General features: G+C 36.7%; 23 protein-coding genes. 17 read left to right on the top strand and 6 right to left on the bottom strand.

Features of this window, described 5'->3' with window-relative positions; all coding sequences use genetic code 11:
* The first annotated feature begins 282 nt into the window (after positions 1-282).
* Positions 283-720 (top strand): AHH domain-containing protein, encoded by a 438-nt coding sequence (locus tag WAZ07_RS22975; protein ID WP_336474304.1) that lies wholly within the window; start codon positions 283-285, stop codon positions 718-720.
* A 20-nt stretch (positions 721-740) separates the two neighbouring features.
* On the top strand, positions 741-1,250 hold the full coding sequence (locus WAZ07_RS22970) for an ankyrin repeat domain-containing protein (RefSeq protein ID WP_336474303.1): 510 nt from the start codon (positions 741-743) through the stop codon (positions 1,248-1,250).
* A 278-nt stretch (positions 1,251-1,528) separates the two neighbouring features.
* Here WAZ07_RS22970 and WAZ07_RS22965 read toward each other — a convergent pair whose 3' ends face one another.
* Both WAZ07_RS22965 and WAZ07_RS22960 read right to left on the bottom strand, forming a co-directional pair.
* Entirely contained in the window at positions 1,529-2,245 is a 717-nt protein-coding gene (locus tag WAZ07_RS22965; RefSeq protein ID WP_336474302.1) for a hypothetical protein, read from the bottom strand.
* Positions 2,246-2,431: 186 nt separating this feature from the next.
* Positions 2,432-3,175: a siderophore biosynthesis protein gene (locus WAZ07_RS22960; protein WP_336474301.1), complete on the bottom strand. Its 744-nt coding sequence runs from the start codon at positions 3,173-3,175 to the stop codon at positions 2,432-2,434.
* 726 nt (positions 3,176-3,901) lie between these two features.
* Here WAZ07_RS22960 and WAZ07_RS22955 point away from each other — a divergent pair.
* From WAZ07_RS22955 to WAZ07_RS22900, 12 genes are all read left to right on the top strand, one after another.
* Positions 3,902-4,384, top strand: a complete 483-nt coding sequence (locus WAZ07_RS22955; RefSeq protein WP_336474300.1) for a hypothetical protein — start codon at positions 3,902-3,904, stop codon at positions 4,382-4,384.
* A gap of 287 nt (positions 4,385-4,671) precedes the next feature.
* Entirely contained in the window at positions 4,672-5,307 is a 636-nt protein-coding gene (locus WAZ07_RS22950; protein WP_336474299.1) for a hypothetical protein, read from the top strand.
* Positions 5,308-5,515: 208 nt separating this feature from the next.
* Complete coding sequence (locus WAZ07_RS22945) at positions 5,516-5,848, top strand: hypothetical protein (RefSeq protein ID WP_336474298.1); 333 nt, start codon at positions 5,516-5,518, stop codon at positions 5,846-5,848.
* Between the two features lie 319 nt (positions 5,849-6,167).
* Positions 6,168-6,452, top strand: a complete 285-nt coding sequence (locus WAZ07_RS22940) for a hypothetical protein (RefSeq protein ID WP_336474297.1) — start codon at positions 6,168-6,170, stop codon at positions 6,450-6,452.
* Between the two features lie 144 nt (positions 6,453-6,596).
* Positions 6,597-6,806 (top strand): hypothetical protein, encoded by a 210-nt coding sequence (locus tag WAZ07_RS22935; protein WP_336474296.1) that lies wholly within the window; start codon positions 6,597-6,599, stop codon positions 6,804-6,806.
* Positions 6,807-6,859: 53 nt separating this feature from the next.
* On the top strand, positions 6,860-7,288 hold the full coding sequence (locus tag WAZ07_RS22930) for an SMI1/KNR4 family protein (RefSeq protein ID WP_336474295.1): 429 nt from the start codon (positions 6,860-6,862) through the stop codon (positions 7,286-7,288).
* A 761-nt stretch (positions 7,289-8,049) separates the two neighbouring features.
* Positions 8,050-11,478 carry a DUF4132 domain-containing protein gene (locus tag WAZ07_RS22925; protein ID WP_336474294.1) on the top strand — a complete coding sequence of 1,143 codons (3,429 nt, stop codon included), beginning with the start codon at positions 8,050-8,052 and terminating at the stop codon, positions 11,476-11,478.
* A gap of 15 nt (positions 11,479-11,493) precedes the next feature.
* Positions 11,494-12,600 (top strand): ATP-binding protein, encoded by a 1,107-nt coding sequence (locus tag WAZ07_RS22920; protein WP_336474293.1) that lies wholly within the window; start codon positions 11,494-11,496, stop codon positions 12,598-12,600.
* Positions 12,561-14,867, top strand: coding sequence for a DUF5682 family protein (locus tag WAZ07_RS22915; RefSeq protein WP_336474292.1), 2,307 nt, complete (start codon positions 12,561-12,563; stop codon positions 14,865-14,867). The genes WAZ07_RS22920 and WAZ07_RS22915 overlap by 40 nt, the downstream gene beginning before the upstream one ends.
* A complete protein-coding gene (locus WAZ07_RS22910) occupies positions 14,857-15,963 on the top strand; it encodes a VWA domain-containing protein (RefSeq protein WP_336474291.1) in 1,107 nt (368 codons plus the stop codon). Before WAZ07_RS22915 ends, WAZ07_RS22910 begins: the two co-directional genes overlap by 11 nt.
* Complete coding sequence (locus WAZ07_RS22905; RefSeq protein ID WP_336474290.1) at positions 15,939-17,570, top strand: SWIM zinc finger family protein; 1,632 nt, start codon at positions 15,939-15,941, stop codon at positions 17,568-17,570. The genes WAZ07_RS22910 and WAZ07_RS22905 overlap by 25 nt, the downstream gene beginning before the upstream one ends.
* Entirely contained in the window at positions 17,542-17,820 is a 279-nt protein-coding gene (locus WAZ07_RS22900) for a hypothetical protein (RefSeq protein ID WP_336474289.1), read from the top strand. Before WAZ07_RS22905 ends, WAZ07_RS22900 begins: the two co-directional genes overlap by 29 nt.
* A 312-nt stretch (positions 17,821-18,132) precedes the next feature.
* Here WAZ07_RS22900 and WAZ07_RS22895 read toward each other — a convergent pair whose 3' ends face one another.
* Complete coding sequence (locus WAZ07_RS22895; RefSeq protein WP_336474288.1) at positions 18,133-18,759, bottom strand: FMN-binding negative transcriptional regulator; 627 nt, start codon at positions 18,757-18,759, stop codon at positions 18,133-18,135.
* Between the two features lie 180 nt (positions 18,760-18,939).
* Between WAZ07_RS22895 and WAZ07_RS22890 the strand changes: the two genes are divergently transcribed.
* From WAZ07_RS22890 to WAZ07_RS22880, 3 genes are all read left to right on the top strand, one after another.
* On the top strand, positions 18,940-19,299 hold the full coding sequence (locus WAZ07_RS22890; protein WP_336474287.1) for a hypothetical protein: 360 nt from the start codon (positions 18,940-18,942) through the stop codon (positions 19,297-19,299).
* Positions 19,300-19,851: 552 nt separating this feature from the next.
* Complete coding sequence (locus WAZ07_RS22885) at positions 19,852-20,076, top strand: helix-turn-helix transcriptional regulator (protein WP_090919484.1); 225 nt, start codon at positions 19,852-19,854, stop codon at positions 20,074-20,076.
* Between the two features lie 5 nt (positions 20,077-20,081).
* On the top strand, positions 20,082-20,360 hold the full coding sequence (locus WAZ07_RS22880; protein ID WP_090919481.1) for a hypothetical protein: 279 nt from the start codon (positions 20,082-20,084) through the stop codon (positions 20,358-20,360).
* A 79-nt stretch (positions 20,361-20,439) separates the two neighbouring features.
* Here WAZ07_RS22880 and WAZ07_RS22875 read toward each other — a convergent pair whose 3' ends face one another.
* The 3 genes from WAZ07_RS22875 to WAZ07_RS22865 all read right to left on the bottom strand — a co-directional run bounded on the left by WAZ07_RS22875 (position 20,440) and on the right by WAZ07_RS22865 (position 21,740).
* Entirely contained in the window at positions 20,440-20,958 is a 519-nt protein-coding gene (locus WAZ07_RS22875; RefSeq protein WP_336474286.1) for a hypothetical protein, read from the bottom strand.
* Between the two features lie 209 nt (positions 20,959-21,167).
* Positions 21,168-21,566: a CHRD domain-containing protein gene (locus tag WAZ07_RS22870; protein WP_336474285.1), complete on the bottom strand. Its 399-nt coding sequence runs from the start codon at positions 21,564-21,566 to the stop codon at positions 21,168-21,170.
* Between the two features lie 30 nt (positions 21,567-21,596).
* Positions 21,597-21,740 carry a hypothetical protein gene (locus WAZ07_RS22865; RefSeq protein ID WP_336474284.1) on the bottom strand — a complete coding sequence of 48 codons (144 nt, stop codon included), beginning with the start codon at positions 21,738-21,740 and terminating at the stop codon, positions 21,597-21,599.
* Positions 21,741-21,796: the final 56 nt, after the last annotated feature.

The raw sequence follows: 21,796 nt of genomic DNA, 5'->3' as shown, positions 1-21,796 counted from the left end.
AAGCATTTTTTTTAGTGGTCAAGAGGTATAGTAGCGGTTAGGACCTTTTCCTGCCACGCGCAAAGTTTGAAAACAAAGAAAGGCAATAAGGCGTAGGTCCATTTTTATCTTCATGGCAGCAATTAGAGGTAAGCGTATTTTCGCTGGAATTATACTCTTTACCAAACTTCTAAATGAAATGTATAGTTGAGCAGTTACAATTAATTTATATAGTTAACTATACAGCACTTGATTGTCTTTTGGGCATCAGGTGTTTTTTTCGATAATTTAGCTTTGGAAAACATGAATAAGTTTAAAGGTGTTATTCAAAAAAATACTTTTAGTGTAGATGAGCTGTCTGATTTAGGCGTTATTAAAGAATATAATGAAGTATTAATTAAAATTGATTTTTGTAAGTATCTTAGAGGATTAATAGGTGACCCACCTGCTGATATGGTAAATCCACATGCACATCATATTCTATTTAAAAAAGGTCTTGGTCAGAAGCAGCAAGAACTGGTTCGAGAAGGTCAGGAAATATTAAGAAGGTATGGGATAGAACCGATAATTGGTAAAGAAAATCTTGTTTGGGCACCAAATATAATTACAGGACAACACGGTATAGAATGTCTTCAACATATTGTTGATAAGTTGAAAGAAGTAGATAGTTTTGGTGGAACTCGTGAAAAAATGGTTGAAATACTTAAGCTACTAGGTGAAGAAGTAGCATCAATGAAATAAAGATATTGTAGGGGGATTCTATGGATAATAAGGAAAAAATAATAAAAATCTATGATTTAATTGAGAATGGTGATATAGAACAAGCGAAAGAGATAATTATTACTGATAAAAATTTGCTTGATTTTGTAACACCTTTTGGAACGTGGCTACATGTTGCGACTAGAGCTGGTAATTTAGATATGATAAAATTTTTGGTTAAATCTGGTATGGATATTAACGTAAACGAAGGTGTACCAAAGTCAGCGCCTATTGCACATGCAGCTAGTGAAGGTGAAATTACTATTGTAGAGTACTTATTTGATAATGGTGCAATATTAGATGTTAGTGATCCAAATAGAAATCCTCTATTCTCAGCGATTTATGGTGGGCACCTTGATATTGTAAAGTATCTTGTTCAGAATGATATTGATATTACTGTTAAGTATACAGAGAATACTATGAAAGATATGGGAGCTTACGAATTTGCTATTGAAAGAGGACAAACAGAAATTGCTGAATATTTAAAGATGAAGATGGGCAAAAAAGAATAAGTAAGAGAGATTGATATTGTTTTACTATTATGGACTATTGTTTATATCCCCCACATCGTGACACGATAAAATAAGACACATGAGCAAGAATATAACTTATGAATGTAAGCGTCAAATTTCATTACTTTTAGAATCATTACTACTCATAAATAGCCATATACAGTCAAACTAATTATCGGCTATAGCAATTCATCCGCGCTCATGGCTGGTTAAAGAAGTTAATGATCTTCTGGTGCATGAATAGAATATAAAAAAGGAAATCGAAATGATTTCCTTTTTCACTTTGTAAGCTGTAAAGCTTTCATATAATCACTCTTTTTCTCAAGGGCCTTTTTTGCTTCTTCAGCCGTTACTATATAATCTACTACAATATTTTGTAATAAATTCTTATTAGCATTTGGCAGCTGAATCGTTATATCATCCACACTAATCTTATTATTTTCAATTGTTTTATTAAATTCCTGAATACTTCTTGCAACTTCTGCTAATTTTTCCATATGTGCAGGATTGTTGACATCTAAAAAGATATTACTTCTAAAAACTGCCGTAACATAATGCTTCGAATGTTTCTTTGCTATTTCTTTCTCAGCCTTCTTATCGAAAACAGTATCCCCCGTCTGCATTTGATCGAACGTAAATATAGTATTATTCCCTTTTTTTTCATAATATGTATTAAATTTTTCTTGTAAATCATACGCTTCTTTTTTAATTTTATAGTTATCATTATTTACTTTTGGAGAGATTTGTCCATCGAAAGATAGTTGAAATTGCAAATATGGTTCATCTACTTGCTGCACATAAGCTGTTCGCATTTCTGGACCAAGTAAAATCTCTCCGTTCCCATGTGTTTCAACTTGATTTAGTTTCACAGAAATACCATACTCTGATTTTGTATAATTTTGTGCTTTTTGTTCAATTTCTTTATTCGATATATCACATGATGTTAATAGTAATAAACTAAACATTATGCTATATGTCATTTTTGTTCTTTTCATAATTTACCTCCTTTCATTTTAATTTCATTATATACGAATTTCTTTATGGATTTAAAATAAAGTCACGATGCTTTATCTTTTCAATTAAAGAATTTTAAATGTGTCGTGCTAGAACCGTGTATATTGCTTACTTAACTATCAAACGCTTGCCGACAGCCCTTCCCCGTCTCTCCTGCTTCTTGTACCTTATGTATACTCAAAACAAATTACTGTTTTTCTTAATTCTTTACTGAAAAATAGGTATATACGATCCGCACCATAAGCTTGAAAATAATAGCCTGTAGTAAATCCAACATATGTAAATGGATGGCCATCTTCATCTTTTGGTACATACAGTAGATTGGTATAGTCAAAAATTTCATCTTCGCTAACACAATCTTCCAATAATTCTTGCCCTTCTTCTGTCATAAAACGTATATCATCCAGAATTCCACCTACCTCGGGATAATCTAATCCCCAGCCACTTGTTTGCTTTTCGACAAACTCTTGCTCTAATGATTCTACGGATGTAAATTCTTTTCCAAAGCTAGAATAAGGATAAATTTTCTGATTACGTTGGAAAAATTTTTTACGGATTTGATAGTCTTTTTCATTACGCACATAGGCTTTCTCTACAATATCGGAAGGGCTCTGTTCAATTTCAAAGTAATTCCAATCTGCTTCAAATTTATACTTTCCGTCAACGACATCAAAGCCTAACGTATCTTCTTTCGTAAAATTCGTGTGAAATGGTTGGGTAAAATCACCAACACACCCCTCGTGAATTTCCTTTGCTGACACAATATGTAGCCATTCGTCCCATTCTGGTTCAACGAATTGTAAGTTTATGGAACAAATGGGTAAAAAGTGTTTTTTATGCTGCTCCAAATTATCATAAAACACTTCTTCATATGCAGGAAACGGTTTAATGAATTGTTTAGAAATGTGCATCTTTTTCCCCACCTTTATACGAGGTTTTTGTTTAATTTTATCATTTTATCTGAAACGTAAACAAAAAATAACTCCAAAATCAACTTATATTGTATATTTTGAAGTTACTTTACGTTTATTTATGAATAGTACTTAAGATGAGGTTATTTTGAGTCTATGTACAAGACTTTTTTGTATTGTTTATGATGTCCTTCTGAATTGAGGTAATCCATTCAAAATATTAGCTTCAGTAGTAGACGTGTCGATGAAGTAATGAGATTTTAGAATAGGAGTCAGTTAAGAAACAATTATATTTTCTATTCAGATGAAGATTTAACAGCCGAGCAAATTATAGAAAAAGCACTTGCAAGTGAATAGTTTAACAGTGAATTAAGAGTAATACTAGGATTCTGGGCATTGTGTAGATAATGGGCTCAGCAGATTAGTTTTGTAGAGAGGTAATTTCACAAGTTATAAATGGATATCTATATAAATCCAAATTTAAAAAACCGACATAAAACCATTCTTTTTCGGTGGTCGAGAGCATCTAGCCATGCATAGAAGCGGTCAGTGTCCTTTCCTGCCACATGCAAGGTTTAAAACAAAGGGAGAAAGCAAGTGCAGGCTCTTCTGCATAACTGCAATCTTATATGTCAAAAAATTAAAATGAATTCCTATAAATGTTAAAATTACTCTTGATTATGATGAATAATATCACAATTAGATCTGAAATGGAGGATGGAGAAGATGTTTACGGAATACCTTCTTTATTATGAGAGAAGTAATATCGAAGATGAAGTTTTAATTCAAATGGCTAAGGAAATAAATGTTGCAATTACAGAAGAGTTCATAGAAGATAAGCTTTTTTTTGGAGGAGAATTTTCTCCAAGTGATTATGGAATTGGTAAAGTATATATTTTGAAAAACGAAGAAACAGAAGAATTCATAGTAATTGATACATTTTTAGCCCCTGACGATCAATTTGAAATGATGTATATCGGAGTAAGATGTGAAACAAAGAAGCAAGAAACGATAAAAGATTTTCTACTAGGTTGTTTTGAAGAAGAGCCTACAATACCATTAAAGCGGTGTTTTAAGATAATAGACAATGATTTACTTTTACAAATATCTAAAATGGATAAGATAGACAGAAGTATTTATTATAGTGATAAGAAATTTGGGATATACGAAGTTGAAGTTGAGCTTATAATATATGATTATTCTAAATGAAGGTCTTCTAGTACGTTCGTGTGTAAACGCTAAATAAGATTGGATACTTTGCTGTTTGATAAGGATGAAGACTTTTTTGCAGTTCGAAGCACCCTCTTTACATGGAGAGGCGTGAATGATAGGTTAGATAGCCTTGCAAATTTCCTTATATGATGCGGCTTTTACAAGAACATCTTGTACGCAGAGGCTCCATGTCAAGCGATCTTAGTTGTGAACAAATTTCCAGAAATGTGTTCAAATTTAATTGACGGTTACATGAATAACAAAATTTAATTAGGTAGGTGTAAATGGTGGTAGATAAAGTGGATGATTTTTGCTTTTCTGAAAAATATGACTGTTGGGATGGATCTATAAACGTAAATTGTTCAATTTCGTTTTTTGGACAAAACAAAATTGAGGTAGGGGGGTATTTAGAAAGTAATCAACCTTTAACAAAAGAAGCTTATAATACGATATGTTATTTAAAGGAAAACTTTGATATTGTTTATGAAAATATACTAAAGGGTCTATTTGAATTGCAAGTGAAAGGCTTCATGAGTTACGAGATATATAATGAAAATGATCATGATCATTCTCCCATTACTTTTAATAGTATGGAAGAAATTCATCCTTATTTAGGAACTCCTACATTTGAGATTTTACCTAACTATACGAAGGATAATTATGCTTACTTTGCAATTTCATTTCATGATGAAGGTTGCTTGCTATCTATTGAACATGGCCTTATAGCTTTATTTTTTAAAAATGACCTGATTCAAATTGAGCCTTCTGATTCATATTGTATGATTCAGAGGCTTATGGATTACGAGGAAGATTGTACAAAGTGGCAAAAAGATTTTTGGTTAGTGTGTTATGAACTAGCTAAGAACAACTTACTTGAAGATAAGAAATTGTTTAGAGATAAGTGGTTGAAGGGTGAATAACTCTTTCCTTTTTTTAATAAATTTTATAAGTTCGTTTCCCGTTTGATTACAAACTTTAAATTCCTCAGCAAATAAATTATTAAGTGTAACATTTTGTATTTCTAGGAATTTTTCCTGCTACGCTTAATGATTTGTACGGATGGCACGAGGAATAGTTTATCAGAAGAGCTGGTACTAGATGTTTTCCATTTTTAAGGAGGGTTTTAAAGTGGATTATATGTCCTTAATAGTTAGACCAGATAAGAATATTGTTAAGTATATTACTTCTTTAAGAAAATTTAGTCATAAATCAATTCGTGAGCTAAAAAGAAATATAGAAGATGAAACTCCAGTTTTACAGTTTAGTTATTATGATACAGAAGAATTGATTAAACTTAAAAATGTTGTTGTTAAATTGAACGCATTGGGTGCAGAAGTAAGAATTCTTGAGGAAGATAGACAGATCTCCCTTGAAATGTTGAGCAATTTAATTGAAACGTGTAGAGAAATAGAGAGAGCGAGAGAAGAACTAGATGATAGAATATTAGAAGACACTGAATAGAAAATCTTTGATAACTACTCAGTCACTCTATGAAAAAACGATAGAAAAGCATGTTTTAAGTGGTCGAGGGGGACTGGCTATGTATAGTAGCGGTCAGGGCCTTTTTCCTGCCACATGCAAAGTTTAAAACAAAAGGATAAAGCGAGTACGGGTCATGTTGTATTCTGCATAGCAGTGACTGATATGTCGAAAAATTAAAAAAGAGGCGAATAGAAATTAATTCATGAGGAATAAGGGTTGCATGGAAGGCTCAAAAATAATTCTATGTATGCTAGGTTTATGGAGGGACATATATGGAATTGTTAAGGGATGTGTGTAAATGAAAGAGTTTTATCACTCTGAAAAGAAGAAAATTCGAGGTTGGAAACGACATAAGAGAAAGATAGAAAGATGGAAGCAAAATGTAATCGACATAGATATGAATTACATTCGTGAGCATCAAAGAGATTATGCAAAGTTGTGGATTCATCCCTTTTATTCTTTAGTCCGTAGAAATCCTCCTAATTGGTATAATCGTTTACTATTAAATGAAATGATAGATGTATATCTAAACTGGTATGAAAAAATGACAATGGAAAATGAAAACTTTTACCTGAAAATTTGATTATATGAACCAGACTTTATAAGTTCTCAAATTGTCGTTTCTTACAAAGATTGTATAAATACTTACAATGATACCTTTGACAAAAACTTTACCACAAAGAAATTTCCGTTTCATAAATATGAATCATTAAAGGATAAATTAGCTTTGTTTGGTTGGGAAGCTCACATTGATACCGAAATGTATTGGGATAAGGAACTAAAAGAAGATATAGTAACAGGGTTTAGAACAAAAGATGAAGTAAATGAAATAATAAATAAGGCTTATAAAATCCAGAAGATTAAGCTCAGTGATGGAGATGACGTTCTTTATAAGGTTAATGTTGGGGAAGTTTGGTTGGGAACACTAAAAAAATGATTTTGTGAATCGTTGGAAAACCAAAGGAGAGGAAGCTTTAGGAGGGAATGAAAGTGAATGTGTTGCCTGATAAATTAGACCAATTTCTTGGAGAAGACATTTATAAACGTGAAGATAAGAAAAAAGTGAAAGAGGCCTTAATTAGCTTGGGTGTAGAAGTATCTGATACATTTAGTGAATTTTATTATCGGTATGCTGGACCTTTTTGGGAAGAGCACGTTCCTTACGAGTTGTTAGATATTGTAGATGAGGAGAACAATATTCAATCAAATACAATGATTGCTCGAAATGAGCATGGATTTCCTAAAAAGTATCTGGTTTTAAGTGAAATGTCAGCAAATGCCGTACTAGTGCTTGATAGTGTAACTGATCGAGTTTATTCGGTTCATTTTGAAGGTGGAGATGAACTGCTTTTAAGTGGGGAGTTAAAGGAAACTTGGTTAACATTTTATGTGTTTTTAAAGGAATATTTTAACTGTTAGCTAGAGAATAAGTTAATGTCAAATAGAAGAATTGTAACTACTTAGTCACTCTATGAAAAACTGACAGAAAAGCATTTTTTTAAATGGTCGAGAGAGACTGGCTATGTATGGTAGCGGTCAGGGCCTTTTCCTGCCACGCGCAAAATTTAAAATAAAGAAAGGCAGCAAGGTGTAGGTCCATTTTTATCTTCGTGGCAGCAATCTATATGCTGAAAAATGAAAATAACTTTCTATAGGTAATAAGAAGCATATTTTTAATGGAATCATACCCCTTGCCAAACTTCTAAATGAAATGGATATATAGTTGTAAATTGCAAGTATAAAAATCTGATGATGTGATATATAAGTCCAAATTAAAAACCTGACATAAACCCCTTTTCTTTTTAGATAATCGAGAGCGTCTGGCCATGCGTAGAAGAGGATGGTTCCTTTTTCTGCCACGTGCGAAGTTCAAACAAAGAGAGAAAGAAAGTAATAGGTTATTTTTTATTCAGCATGGCGGCGACTTGTGTGTTGGAAAGTCAAGTTGGATTTATATATATCATATATTCTATAGAAACATATGTTCGTATTGAGGTTAATATGCTATACTAGTAATGTAAATATATTCCGTATATTATGCAAAACAGTTTATTGCAATTAAGTGTTTTAGAATTAGAGATTTCAGATATATGAAAAAATAAGCGTTATCATTTTTATGTGATGTAACTAACTACAAGTTGCAGTGAGGAATTTATAAAAGAACTAGGGAGGCAGAGAAGATGGCAGTCAGTACATATCAGTTGTTTCAGCACCTTAATATGACAGGAGAACAAGAGGATTTAGCAATACGTTACTTGCAGACGAGAGATGAGGAAGTTTTAAAAGATATAGAACGAACGACCATTCGCGAAAATAAACGAGATAGTTTTTCTTGGCAGTTTACGAACGATTTTGAGAAAACGTATAAGAAAGATCCAGTGTTTTTTCGGTTATTTTATCATTTGCTTGAGGAGCAATTGTTGAATGTTCTTCTAGTACGTTTTACACGTGTAAGTTTTCCGGAGATGAAGGTTTATTTTGAAAAAAGCGGCCTTTCGCTTGATCTGCTTGTAGCATCTGCTTGTAAGTACTTAACAAATCTTTCGCGTTATGTAAATGGAGCGGATGTTTTTATTAGACAGTTAATACGGGAGAATCCAGAGTACATAGAAGGACAGCTGCAAGTACTGACAGGTCGGCCAAAGCTAGTTTTGCTTCTGCTTATGCTAGATGCAGATTATGAGAGATTTCTTACTTACAGTTCTTTATTGGAGAAAGAACTGCAAGAGCATGCTGAGTATATACTGAGGCTGAACGGGGCACAAGAGAAGATAGAATTGGCGAAAAGATACGTTCAAGGTGAATCTGTCAGCGAAGTTTCTATTGGTTCATCTTTACCTGATATGACTTGGCAGCTATTATTTCGTGTTTATCAGCATTCGAATGTGGCAAGACGATATATGGACTTGTTAGCGAAATGTTCTGTTGAAAATTTTATGAATTATGCAAAGGGTCATGTGTGTCGTATTCTTGATCAGTTTGGAAATCATATAAGAACAAAACGTTTGGATAAACAAGCGTATGAAACAATTCGAAATTTGTGCGAACAATTCGGTATTTCAGAGGAAAGATTTTTCGCATATCGTCTTACACATCATCATTTAGGTGGTACTAACTTCGATCAGGTATATGAATATCAATTGTTGTTTCGTATGGTGGAAGAACAGCCGGAATTTGTTCAGCGTACGCTGCAATATGTAAGTCAAAGTCATTATCTTTTCGTGGCGATGCTTTTAGCAGAAAATGGATGTGAATTAAATCGAAACAGAGTACGTGAAGAATTTTTAACGATTGTCCTTCAGTCGATATCATCTGACATACGTGATACATATCGTGACTATTTAGTTGGAAAATTGTCATTTGAAGATATGAAGCAAGTATTCGAAAGTTCGAAACATCAAAATAATTACTGGAGAATGCCTGTCTTAGAAATTGCACTCCTTTGGGATATAGAGGAAGCGGCAAAGAGAGAAGCAGCGCTCGAACTTCAATTCGTGAATGATTATAATTGTAGTTTATATGAACTTCTGCACCGGTGTTCTCATATGGAAAGTTCGCTGGAACAAATGTTAGAAGATCTTCTTTCCTATGGTTTATCAAGGGAGACGCTCGTTTCTCATTCAGTTAAACAAGCTGCCTGGCACAGTGGGAAGGAAAATAGGGCAAAAGAGGCGCTCGTTAATTTGTTTATAAAAGAACGGGCATATGTGACAGAAACATTTGCTGCGTATTCTGTGGATGAACGAGTTTTCATTTTGGATGAGTTAGCAAAGAATGATGCGGCTAAAACGCGCGCGCTTCTCATTCAAAGTCTCGGAGATTCCTCTAAAAAAGTACGTACCGCTGCAGTCGAGCTTCTTACGAAAGATGAAGCAGCAGCAGAGGATGTAGCGAAGGAATTGAATAGTAGAAAGAAAGTCGTGCGCGAAAATGCAATGCAGACACTTTTATACTATAAATCTGAAAAATATACACAGCTTGTGCAGGAAGCTTTGCAAGAAAAGAAAAATGCTTCTTTGATGGAGAAGTTTGCTCCGCTGCTTGGTGATGAAGTCCTAGAAGGGGCATCAGGAAGTATTGAAGCTCTTTGTACACGTATTTTAACGCCGCAAAAAAGAAACGCACTCGTGCAGTGGCTCGGATTTGAACCACAAATTCGTCTTTGTGATTCCGATGCAATTGCAGATGCAACGCTTCCTCTTGCTTATTTTCAGCAGTATGTATCGGAGTCTGTAATTGAGAAAAAGGAAGCAGCGGAAGCAATAGGTGCTGCTCTGAATAAACAAGATTTGAAAGAACATATACAAGCGATCTATCAGCTGTGGATTTCTCAAGGTGCGGAAGCGAAGAAGCGCGGTATTCTTTCGATGTATGGCATTCATAGTGATGATGAAATGGCGCTGCTGCTCAAAAAGCAGATTGATGAGTGGGCACTTGGCATGCGCGGAGCTATCGCTGCTGCAGCTGTTCAGGCGTTGGCGTTGTCTTCATCACATCTTGCACTTATGACGATTAATACTATGGCATTCAAATATAAACATAAGCAGGTACGTAATGCTGCGAAAGAAGCGTTGAGTCTTGCTGCTAAAACGCGCGGTATAACAGAAGAAGAACTAGAAGATCAGCTTGTTCCGGACCTTGGCTTTAATAAACGCGGTGAAAAAATAATTGATTACGGAAGCAGGACGTTTACTGCCTATTTAACGCCAAACTTGAAAATCGATTTAAAAACAGAGGAGGGAAAACGGATTAAGTCGCTTCCGAAACCAAATGCAAAAGATCATGCAGAAAAGGCAGAAGAGGCTAAGGCGGAGTTATCGTCTATAAAAAAACAGCTGCGAAGCATCATTACGATGCAAACGCAGCGTCTGGAAATGGCGCTTTCTCTCAATCGCTATTGGTCACAAGATACATGGAAGTCTCTATTTGTGGAAAATCCAATTATGCAGCAATTCGCCATCTCGCTTATTTGGGGTGAGTATAAAGAAGGGAAATTGTTTGCGATGTTCCGTTATATGGAGGACGGCACGTTTAATACGATTGACGAAGATGAGCATGAACTTACGCTAGATACCGTTATCGGCTTAATCCATCCGCTAGAATTGTCTGAAGAGGAACGGGAATTATGGAAGGAACAATTAGAAGATTATGAGGTTGTCCAGCCATTCCCGCAAATTGCCCGCGAAGTATTTCGGGCGAAGGAAGATGAGGAAGTAACTGTGGAAAGGTTTGCTGGCATTCAAATGAATGGTCGTTCGCTGTTTGGTAAGCTGACGAAGTACGGCTGGAATCGCGGACCGGTTGAAGATGCTGGTGTGTACCATACTTTCTATAAGGAAGACACTCGCACAGGATTAGGGGCGGAGCTTGCATTTGAAGGTGCACCGGTTGGATATGAAGAAGAGGACGATGTCTGCTTATTTGAAATCCAATTTTATAAAGCAGGGACAGTGGACCGCGGTTCATACTCTTATGACGAAGTTGATGATGCGAGACGCATCGTGCCAAAACAAGTACCGGAACGTTTTTTCAGCGAAATTTTATATGATATAAAACGGACGACAGAATCGAATCTCGGTCGTGATGAAAACTGGCGCAGTAAGCGATAAGAAAGGAAATGACATATGCAGTCTATTAAACCGTTAATGGAAGAATTATATGAAGTAGAATTGAATGCTTTAGAAGCGAATGATTCGTTTCCAAAACCAGCTAACTGGCGGTTGTCACCACGCGCGGTTCGTACGTTTATTAGCGGACAAGAAGAACCGCTTCTTTGGCAGGGACAGGAAGTAGAAATTAGTCGTAAATTTTATGGTAATGATGCGCTTGTGGAACGAGCTATTGTCACATTAGCAGGGAATCGCGGTCTTATGCTAATCGGAGAGCCGGGAACAGCAAAGACGATGTTAAGTGAGCTGCTTTCTGCTGCGATATGCAGAAATAGTCGTAACACTGTGCAAGGAACAGCTGCTACGATGGAAGATACGATTAAGTACTCATGGAACTATGCACTTCTTCTTGCGAAAGGGCCTGTAAGAGAGGCTCTTGTGCCAGGTCCCCTTTTCGTTGGTATGGAACAAGGGATATTAACTAGATTTGAAGAGTTGACGCGCTGCCCCCAGGAAGTGCAGGATTCGTTGATCAGCGTTTTGAGCGATAAGGTGCTGAACATTCCGGAGTTTGGAGAGCAAGGAATTCTTGCGGCAAAGCCTGGATTCAATATTATTGCGACTGCGAATACGCGCGATCGCGGCGTGAATGAAATGAGTAGTGCATTGAAGCGTCGTTTTAATTTTGAAACAGTGCATCCAATTAAAGATGTAAAGCTTGAAGCAAAAATTATAGAGTCGCAAGTAACGCGCTTGTTAGGGGCTTCTGGCATCATACCAGAAGTGGACCGGACGGTTGTTCAGCTATTGGCGACTGTTTTTCATGAGCTGCGGGAAGGCGTGACCGCTGAAGGAAAACGAATTGATCAGCCTTCTTCTGTTATGAGTACTGCAGAAGCAGTATCGGTATATTATCAAAGTGCAATGGATGCGTATTATTATAGAAGCGGACAAGTGAAGATGGATGCACTTGTTCGATACTTATCCGGAACGATTGCAAAAGAAAACAAGGAAGATTTAGAAAAGCTGCGCAGTTACTTTACAAGCATCGTCAGAGCACGAAGTCAAGTAGGAGGAGAGGCATGGAAGTCGTTTTTCGAAGCTCGCAATCAGCTGAAGTAAACACATTGTTTCAAAGAACTTACAATGTAAACAACAACGTCGTATACGTGCCGATTCGCCATCATAGTCCTGCATGCTCTTTTCACGTACAAAAAATAGTTGAATTATATAAACCGGATGCAATTCTTATAGAGGGGCCGATTGATTGTAATCCGCTTATTCCGCATATCGTGAGCGCCGAGAGTGAGGCTCCGATTTGTATATATTGCAGTTATGATGATAAAGCGGATGTGCTTGAAAAAGGAGAGAGTGGAAAGTACCGTGCGTACTATCCCTTTCTCGACTATTCACCGGAACTTGTCGCACTTCGGGAAGGATCTGCACGCAACATTCCCGTTTCATTTATTGATCTTCCCTATAAGGAATATTTGTATGTAACGAAAAATGAGGAAGAGCGCGGAAAGTATGATGAACAATACTTCCGGCACAGTCAATATGTCCGTATGCTCTCAGAAAGAACGGGTTGCCGAAGCTTTCATGAATTTTGGGAGAAATACTTTGAATTGCAAGGTTTTCATATGACAAGCGAGGAGTTTATCCAGCAGCTCTTCGATTATTGTTATTACACGCGCGCGGACTATACGCGGGAGATGTTGATAGAAGACGGCTGCATGGCGAGAGAAATACATATGGCAAAGGAAATTGAAAAAGCGCGTAAAGCATATGATAAGGTGCTCGTAATTACCGGAGGCTTTCATGTGAAGGGACTTCTTGAATTGGAAGGCGAAAAGAAAAAACTGTCCAAAAGTCCGTTGTCTGCTACATATGCAAAAACGTATCTTATGCCGTACTCCTTTTTGGAAAGCGATCAGACGCGCGGGTATGAGAGCGGTATGCCTGCACCTGCTTTTTACCAACACATATGGGAGAACAGGGATAAAGCGGCAGCCGAGCAATTTATGATACGGGTTGCTAGGCAGTTAAAAACAGAAGGGATATCAATAGCAGATGAGATTGAGGCTGCGCGAATGATCCGTGAACTTGCGCTGCTTCGAGGCAAGATGCAGCCTGGATTGTATGAGCTGATGGACGCGGTGCATAGCGCATTTGTTAAGGGAGAGATATCCTCGGCAGATAAACCTTTGATGCTGCTTCAGAAGAGTCTGCAAGGGACGAAGCGAGGGAAATTGTCAAAAGAAGCGGATGTGCCGCCGCTCGTGCATGATTTTCGTGCCTCTGTTCGTTCGTTTCGTCTTCCAGCCCGCTCCACTGTACCGCATGAAACGATTCTTGACATATATAAAAAAGAACGGCACCAGCGTTTAAGTCAATTCTTTCATTGCCTCGCTTTTTTAGAGGTTCCGTTTTGCGAGAAGCTGCGAGGTCCAAACCTTGCCAGAAAGCAGAACATCAATCTTATGCGAGAAACTTGGAAATATCGTTTTTCAGCGCAGGTGGAAAGTGCTCTCATTGATTTATCTGTGTATGGTGGAACGGTGATGGAAGCCGCTCAGGAAGTGCTGCGAGCAAAGCTGTATAAGGCAAAAGGGCGTGCTGGAGAAGTGGCTCTTTTATTAATGGAAGCCTACTTAAGCGGGTTATTTTCTGATTTTGCCATGTACATTCCGTTAATGGATGAGGCGATACAAGAGGATGGAGACTTCGTGTCTATGGCAGAGTGCGCTTACTATTTATCACAAATAGAAAAAACGAATCAACAGGCGGAAAGCGCCCGAAGCAAAGCGCTTTCGTTATTTTCTGTTTTAGATAGCGGCGAGCCAGGGATCATTGCGGAAAAGCTTATCGATTTGTATACATTGCAGCCTGCAGATCAGCAGTTTATTGAAGCGTTAGAGCTTTATTTACAAAAAGAAAAACGGGAAAGTCAGGTCGAAGGAGCGGTATTTGGGTTGTTAACTTCTTTAGCGAAGAGGACGGTCGATGATGTCATTCAAGTGGCAGAAGGATACTTTTATGGAAGCGGTGATATGCAAAAGCAAGCTCCTCTATTTTTGAATGGTTTGTTTGCTGGTGCAAAAGATATTTTCTTGTATAACGAGTCGCTGCTTGGCGGGATGTCTCATGTTCTACAAGAACTTGATGAGGAGACATTTTTGCAAGTACTGCCGCATTTACGCCTCTTGTTCAGTCAATTCACTCCGCTTGAAGTCGATACGATCGCCAGACAGATTGCTCGGTTATATGACACAACCGAAGAAGTGGTGAAAGAAGAAGTGATTTCGGAAGCTGTGCTGAAGTATGCAATGCAGTTAGACCAGAAGGCACGGGAGATTTTGATGAGACGGGGGCTAGAAGATGGAGAATAAGATCTCTTTGAATCGATGGCGTCTTGTTCTTGGAAAATATGCGGATGATCAAATAACATTTCAGGAAGAAAGCCCTGTATACAGGGAAATGGACGAGGCGCTGGAGTTTTTGTATGAACGGGAGCGCGGGGAAGATCGCGGCGGGTCGCTGGATCCTTCGCAGCTAACAGTGCCCACTTGGGTTTCGAAAGTGCGCGAGTTGTTTCCGAAAGAAACAATTGAAATTATGGAAAAGCATGCGCTCGAAAAGTATGAATTAACGGCTTTGCTGCAGGATAAGCAAACGCTTGAAAAAATGGAACCAAATATGAATCTGTTAAAATGCATCTTACAATTTAAGGATCATGTAAATCCGGATGTATTGGACACCGCAAAGCGTATTGTGGCCAAAGTAGCTGAGGAGTTGCGCCTTAATTTAGAGCAGGAAGTGAAGCTCGCTTTAAGCGGTAGACCGGATCGAAACCGCGCTAGCCGTGTACGCACGATGCGCAACTTTGATTTTAAGAAAACGATTGGAAAGAACATGAAGCATTTTGACAAGGAAACGAACACCATCCATATTGAAAAACCATATTTCTATGCGGCAACGAAGCACGTTAACCCATGGCGTGTGATTCTTGCAGTAGACGAGAGCGGAAGCATGATTGATTCTGTTATTCATAGTGCAGTTATGGCTGGCATTTTTGCAAGTTTACCGACGATTAAGACAGATTTGTTCATCTTTGATACATCCGTTGTTGATTTAACAGATCGGATTGATGATCCAGTCGAAACGCTTATGAATGTACAGCTTGGGGGCGGAACGTATATTGCTCAGGCGCTGCGCTATGCAATGAATAAAATAGAGATGCCGCACAAAACAATTGTTGTGCTTGTAACGGATTTATATGAAGGCGGCAGTTACGCTGAAATGTACCGAGAAGCGGTAAAGATTGTGGAATCAGGAGCAAAGCTTATTGTACTTACTTCTCTTGATCCGACTGCACAGCCTTTTTATGATAAACAGGCAGCGAAAAAAATGGCAGCGCTTGGTGCTCATGTAGCGGCGCTAACACCAGGGAGGTTGGCACAGTGGATCGCAGCAATCATTTCTTAAATGTTCTTTCCTCTATTGATGAAACATACTTGATCGCAATGTCCAACAAAGGAACATATAAGAGGGCGATCAAAGATTTGGCTGCTGTAGCAAATGTCAAAATGGACGTAGAAGAGAATGCAGCGCAAATACAGTTTGATGACGAAATTACTGTAACGTTTACAGGTGATATCCGTAGTTACTCATGTACTTGTGACGCCCGCTCCATTTGCAAGCATGTAATTATGGCGCTGCTCGAAGCTAAGAAGATGTATGAAGGAGAAGAGGAAACGAAGGTTGATTTTTCCACTCTTTTGAATATGGACGTACGCAGCATTGTTTCTGAAAAGGTATGGGCTGAGATGATGTTTCGCGAAACATTTCAGCCGAAGTTCAGTTTGGAAGAAGAGGCAGCTTTAATTGCGTCCTTTCCAGAAGAGAATATAACTGTTCGCTTTCTAACAGCTGAATCGGTAAATGATGCAATTTGTACGTGTAAAGCAGATGGGATATGCCGTCATAAGGCGGAAGCCGTATATTGGTATCAAAAGGAGAAAGGGATCTTACATGAAACGAAACAGATGAATCCCCTTATTATTGCTCCGGAAAAGTTATCCCCTTTTAAAGAAATGATCGAGCAAGTTGTTCATTTTGGATTAACGCGGCTTACTGAAAACACAATCAATGAAATAGAACAACTTTCTGTAAAAGCTCGTTCTTTGAAACTAGTAAAGTTAGAGAACTTATTTCGTAAGCTCGCGACAGATATCGGGCTATATCGGATGAAACATGCGTCTTTTCAAATGGCATCTTATCGGCAAACGCTATCCGTGATTTATGAACACATTATGTTGTTAGAGAGGCACCGCTTGCAAGAGAGTCCGTATCGCTCGGAATATTATGAAGTACCACCGCTTACTTTGTACGCCTTCGGTGCATCCGGCTGGCAAACGAAGTCCGGTTATGTTGGTGTAACGTATTATTTCTATAATCAAGAGCAGGAAAAGTGGATGACATACACGCAGTCGCGTCCGATGTTTTATGAAGGAATGAGTACAACTCCTGAAATACTTCATGAAAAGCAAGCACCATGGGGAATTACAGGGAAAGGATATGAACTGTCTCGTTCATTTTTTCGACTGAAGCAGGCAAAACTTAACGCCGATTTTCAATTGTCATCTAGCTCACAAACAGCAGGAGAAACAGATGGAAAAACAAATGTAGCAGAGTGGCAATCTCTTTTTCTGACCTCATGGGAGGAATTGCTAGAAAAAGTAAAGCAGATAGAGACAAATAAGCAAGGAATATTTTGTATAGAAGCTGCGGAAATAGGAGAATGGCTGCTTCAGGAAAAGGAACAAAAATGGATCATTCCTCTTATCGATAAGACCGGTAAAATATTGCAAATGCAAATGCTGAAACGACCAGAAAACGAACGAATGATTAGACTGGTAAAAATGTATATGGGCTCGTTGAACGTAAAGCGAATGCTTGTCCATTCCTATCAGGAGAGTACAAAGCTCGTTGTCACACCTGTCATCTTATATACAGAAGCAGGAGAGATTGTAAATATTACACTCAATGAAGGAGAAACGTTCTATGATAGAGTTAGTGCGTATAATCGATGAAGTGGAACAATTTCTAGATGAGATGCTCATCTCGGGAGCAGGTACTGTACCTCTTTCTTTTTTTCATGATATGAAACGAGAATGCGAACGGTATGGTCTCTCTTATGCTGCCGCGCAGCTGCTTATCATAGAGGAAGAGCGAAACAAAGCACGCTTCCTTCATACAGAAGAAACAAGCAAGCTCACAGAAGCGTTTTGTAAGTTGCAGGAGTATATTCAAGTTATAAAGGCTGAAATGTTACATTTATAGATAAGGTAGAAGACGTTGCGGCAGATACTGCTATTGGCTAGCTACTAATATCATAAAGATGGAACTAAAAAAGAAGCAGGAGAATATTTTGGGGAAATCTTTACTTGATTTCTAGTTTTTAAAAGCTTTTTGATACTTGGATCATATAGCTGTTTCATTAAAAACCTATTATTATCATGATAAATCATCAGTAGTATGAATAAGAAAAGCGAAAATTTTCCCTAGTTATTGTGTTGGCAATTCGTACAATACAGGAATTTTCGCTTTTTGTATGTTTTTTCTTTCTGCCACCCTCGTGATTTGGTTCTGAACTTAATTTTCATTAATTGGTCTCATTTTTTCCATCCAGTTAGCTACTTCTATTGCAGAGACATCGTTTTCATTCTTAAGATTATTAGTAATTGATTTGTAGTCATCATTATTTCGGTTTTGACTTAACTTAAAGGAAGCTTCAACTTTCTCAACTTTTATTTTGAAGCCTACAATCCCTTTCATCTCTTGTTTTAAAAATGTTGGATCTAAAGTATCCCATAATACTCCATTATCTCTACCTTGCTCATATTTCTTTAGCACTTTTGCTAACATAAGCTCTAACTCTTCGCCTTCTACAAGCTGAGCTGTACCATATACATGGACTGATACATAATTCCATGTGGGTACATTTTCTTGCGCATACCAGGAAGAAGATACATAAGCATGCGGCCCTAGAAATGTAACTAATACTTGAGGATTTTCTTTTAACAATTTCCAGTGAGGATTGGCATAAGCGAAATGTCCTGATAAATAAGTATGTCCCTGTTTGTTATATACATCCAGTGGAAGGTGTGTTGCAATTGGGAAATCTTTCGTACTAGATAGTAAGGTTCCAAATGAATAGTTTTTGATAAATTCTAAAATAAGTTCTGAATCTTGCACTTCAAAATATTTAGGTGTATACATAAAAACCCTCCTTAAAGTGTGAAAATCTATAATGATGAATAAAATATAACACGTTTTATTTGGAATAAAATGATTTTTGGAAAATATTGTACATTGTTTGCTGGTATTCTTTTTTGCAATGGAATCAGTGATGTGTTAAAACGATGAGAATAAGAATTTTAGCAGAAAGGAGAATAATAGATGAGTAAAATCGCAATTAAAATAAGCCCTAATGATGCGCTTCATACATATATAGTTTCTTTGAGAAAGTATACTGGTTTAGGAATTACAGACATAAAAAATAAAATTGAAAACGAAGATTGTTTTGCCGAAGTGGATGCGAACGATATTGACGATATGCAGAACTTAAAAGGGTTAGTTGATAATTTGTTGAAGTTAGGCGTAAAAGTAAAACTATTTGAACGTGATGAATATGGAGATGGGATTTTTGATTATCAAGAAATTTCTCACCAAGAGTTTATGAATCATATGAACCGATTAGAAGAAATTATGGAAGAACTACAGGATTACGATGATGCGTTAGTTGATACTAGTACGTAATGAGATAAAAGGTCAAAAAATTGATAAATTAGAGAGGGAATATAATTAGAAGTCACGTCTACATTTTAATGAAAATACACGCTAAACATGAAAAAACGCTAACTTTATCCCGCTACTTTAGGGTAGTAGGACCCCGCCTTAAGATTCAGAGAAAGCGAAGAAGATAGGTGGGGGGTGAAGAAAACTCTCACTGATGGAAGTTTCACTTTATTATTCTAAGGGGTTCATCAATCCTGAGCAACGATCATTTTTGAGTTTCATTGCAAAAGAAAAAGCATGTTTTAGAAAACATGCTTTAGCCATAAAATATTTTATATGTTTAATCATGTACTTGCATAGAAAGATAATAAATCCCCCTCAACTATAACTAAGATATGGATATCTCTTCATTATAACAAGGTTCTAAACACTTCCTTATGGATATGTTTTATAGACATTTGTAAGAAAAAAACGACATAAAGTATAATTTTTTATACTTTATGTCAAAAATACTTTACTTTTAGTAAGAAATACATTACTATAAAGATAGATCAAAAAGAGGTGGTGATTTGTTTGAAAAACAAATTAAACGATACAACCGAAAATAAAGTGTATGAACTAAGAGTACTTAGAAAAATGACACAAAAAGATCTAGCTGAACTTGTGGATGTATCAAGGCAAACGATTAATGCATTAGAACAAAATAAATATACACCTTCCTTATTGTTAGCTTTCAGAATTGCCAACCAGTTTGGGGTATCTATTAATGAAGTATTTACATATAAAAGAGAGGACTGATTCATTTGTTTAATTATTTCGCTGTAGGTATTATGGTAGTTGGATTTATCGCTGTAGGTATTATGACGTACTCAAATTCTAAAATAGGAAAATCTGATGAAAGAAGTTTATTACTTCGATTAAAAATTAATAACGCTCAATATTACACACTGCTTTTTTCGCTCACTGCAATAATCTCTTGGGACCCTGCGCCTGACATGAATCGTAAATTAATTTTTTGTGCGCTAGTTTTAAGTTTTATTGTTGGAGCAATCAGCTCAACATATCATCAAGCAAAAAGCTAAACATCTTCTTACATACAATAAAAAAGGCGTATCCTGCTTATGGAATACGCCTTTTAACTATTCTTTTTCCTAATTTTTATTACCATCCAAGCCAAACGTTTCCTTCGTGCCATGATTTATCTGTATTTACTAAAGTTACAACATAATTCCCTGCTTTCATAGGGCCAAAAAAGTTTGTAACATGCTGGTTACCACTGGTTGGCTGCCCCTGTACAGTATGAGTTATTGTTTTTCCAGATGATAGACTTTTTACTACAACATTAAATTTAAAAGGTTTATTGTTTTGAAAAGCTACTCCAATATATCCGTTATCTGATGCAGGTACAGTTTTTTTCACTTGAATTGATGTAGAGAATTTGTAATTAGCATTATATTGCCATTTAAATGCTGCAGCTAGGTTTTCTTGCATAAGGTTATTTTGCTCAAAAGAATTTGGGGCAAAGGGGCTGTTAATTCCATTTGGGAATTCAGTCCCTTCTGAAATGTATTGTTGATTTACTGAAGAATTTGTTTCAGCCTTAGATTCTGATGGAGCTATTGTTGATACTCCTAAAACTCCAGATAATAGCGCACTTGTTACCATAATTTTTTTAAACATACACTCATCACCTTTCTTGGAATCAGAATTATCTAACAGTTGCTATTATAGAATAAATTTACTTTTTTTTACATATCAAAAACTTGAGAAATATTTATAGAAGAAACTTATCCGAATAAGAAGTAATTTGTTTAACTCCTCCTCCAAAATAAAAAAGCACCCAAATGGATGCTTTATGTCTTACACTAAAAATATTTTCACTGCTGTCATTAGCAATGCTGCAATTGGCCACGAATTTCGCCATTAGGATGTTGTACGGTATGAACATTAATATAAATATTTCCAGAATTAATTTCTCTTACAAGATCGTCTAATGTTTGACCAGCCAATGGACCAATCAATTCTTCTTGAGTAATTGTTCCTGTAAAAGTTGCACACTCTATCGAAACTGGATTTGTTATAGGACCAAATAAAAATACTACAACAGGACCATTTGTTCCTTTCGCCCCTAGATGCAGATGAGCAACTACTACATTCTCTATATCAAATAAATCTAATTTAAACTTTAAGCTTAGTTTATCTTGGCTTAATTTAAAGAAAGCTTTTCCTCGAGCATCTGTTTCTACTGGTGGAACTTCATTTTTACCACGTAACTTTGAGAAGAACATGTTTATCCCCCCTATGCTTTTTCTTCACTCCTAATATATGCTTGTCCTTCTTAAATGGTGAAAAGTTAAAAAAGCAACCTTTCTTAAAAGGAATGGTTGCTTTTTTCTTATTCTCTCTTTCTCTTGTCTTAGTCTTTCTCTTCTTCTTTCAGGTGTTTCTTTGTCTTCACTCATTATCTCACTCCAATTTTCTATAATTTAGATGATCAATAATAGGGGGGATAAATATT

Source organism: Bacillus bruguierae (assembly GCF_037104725.1).
GTDB classification, from domain to species: Bacteria; Bacillota; Bacilli; order Bacillales; family Bacillaceae_G; genus Bacillus_A; species Bacillus_A bruguierae.
Note: the sequence above shows the minus strand (reverse complement) of the source record. Positions and strands in the feature narration are given on the sequence as shown.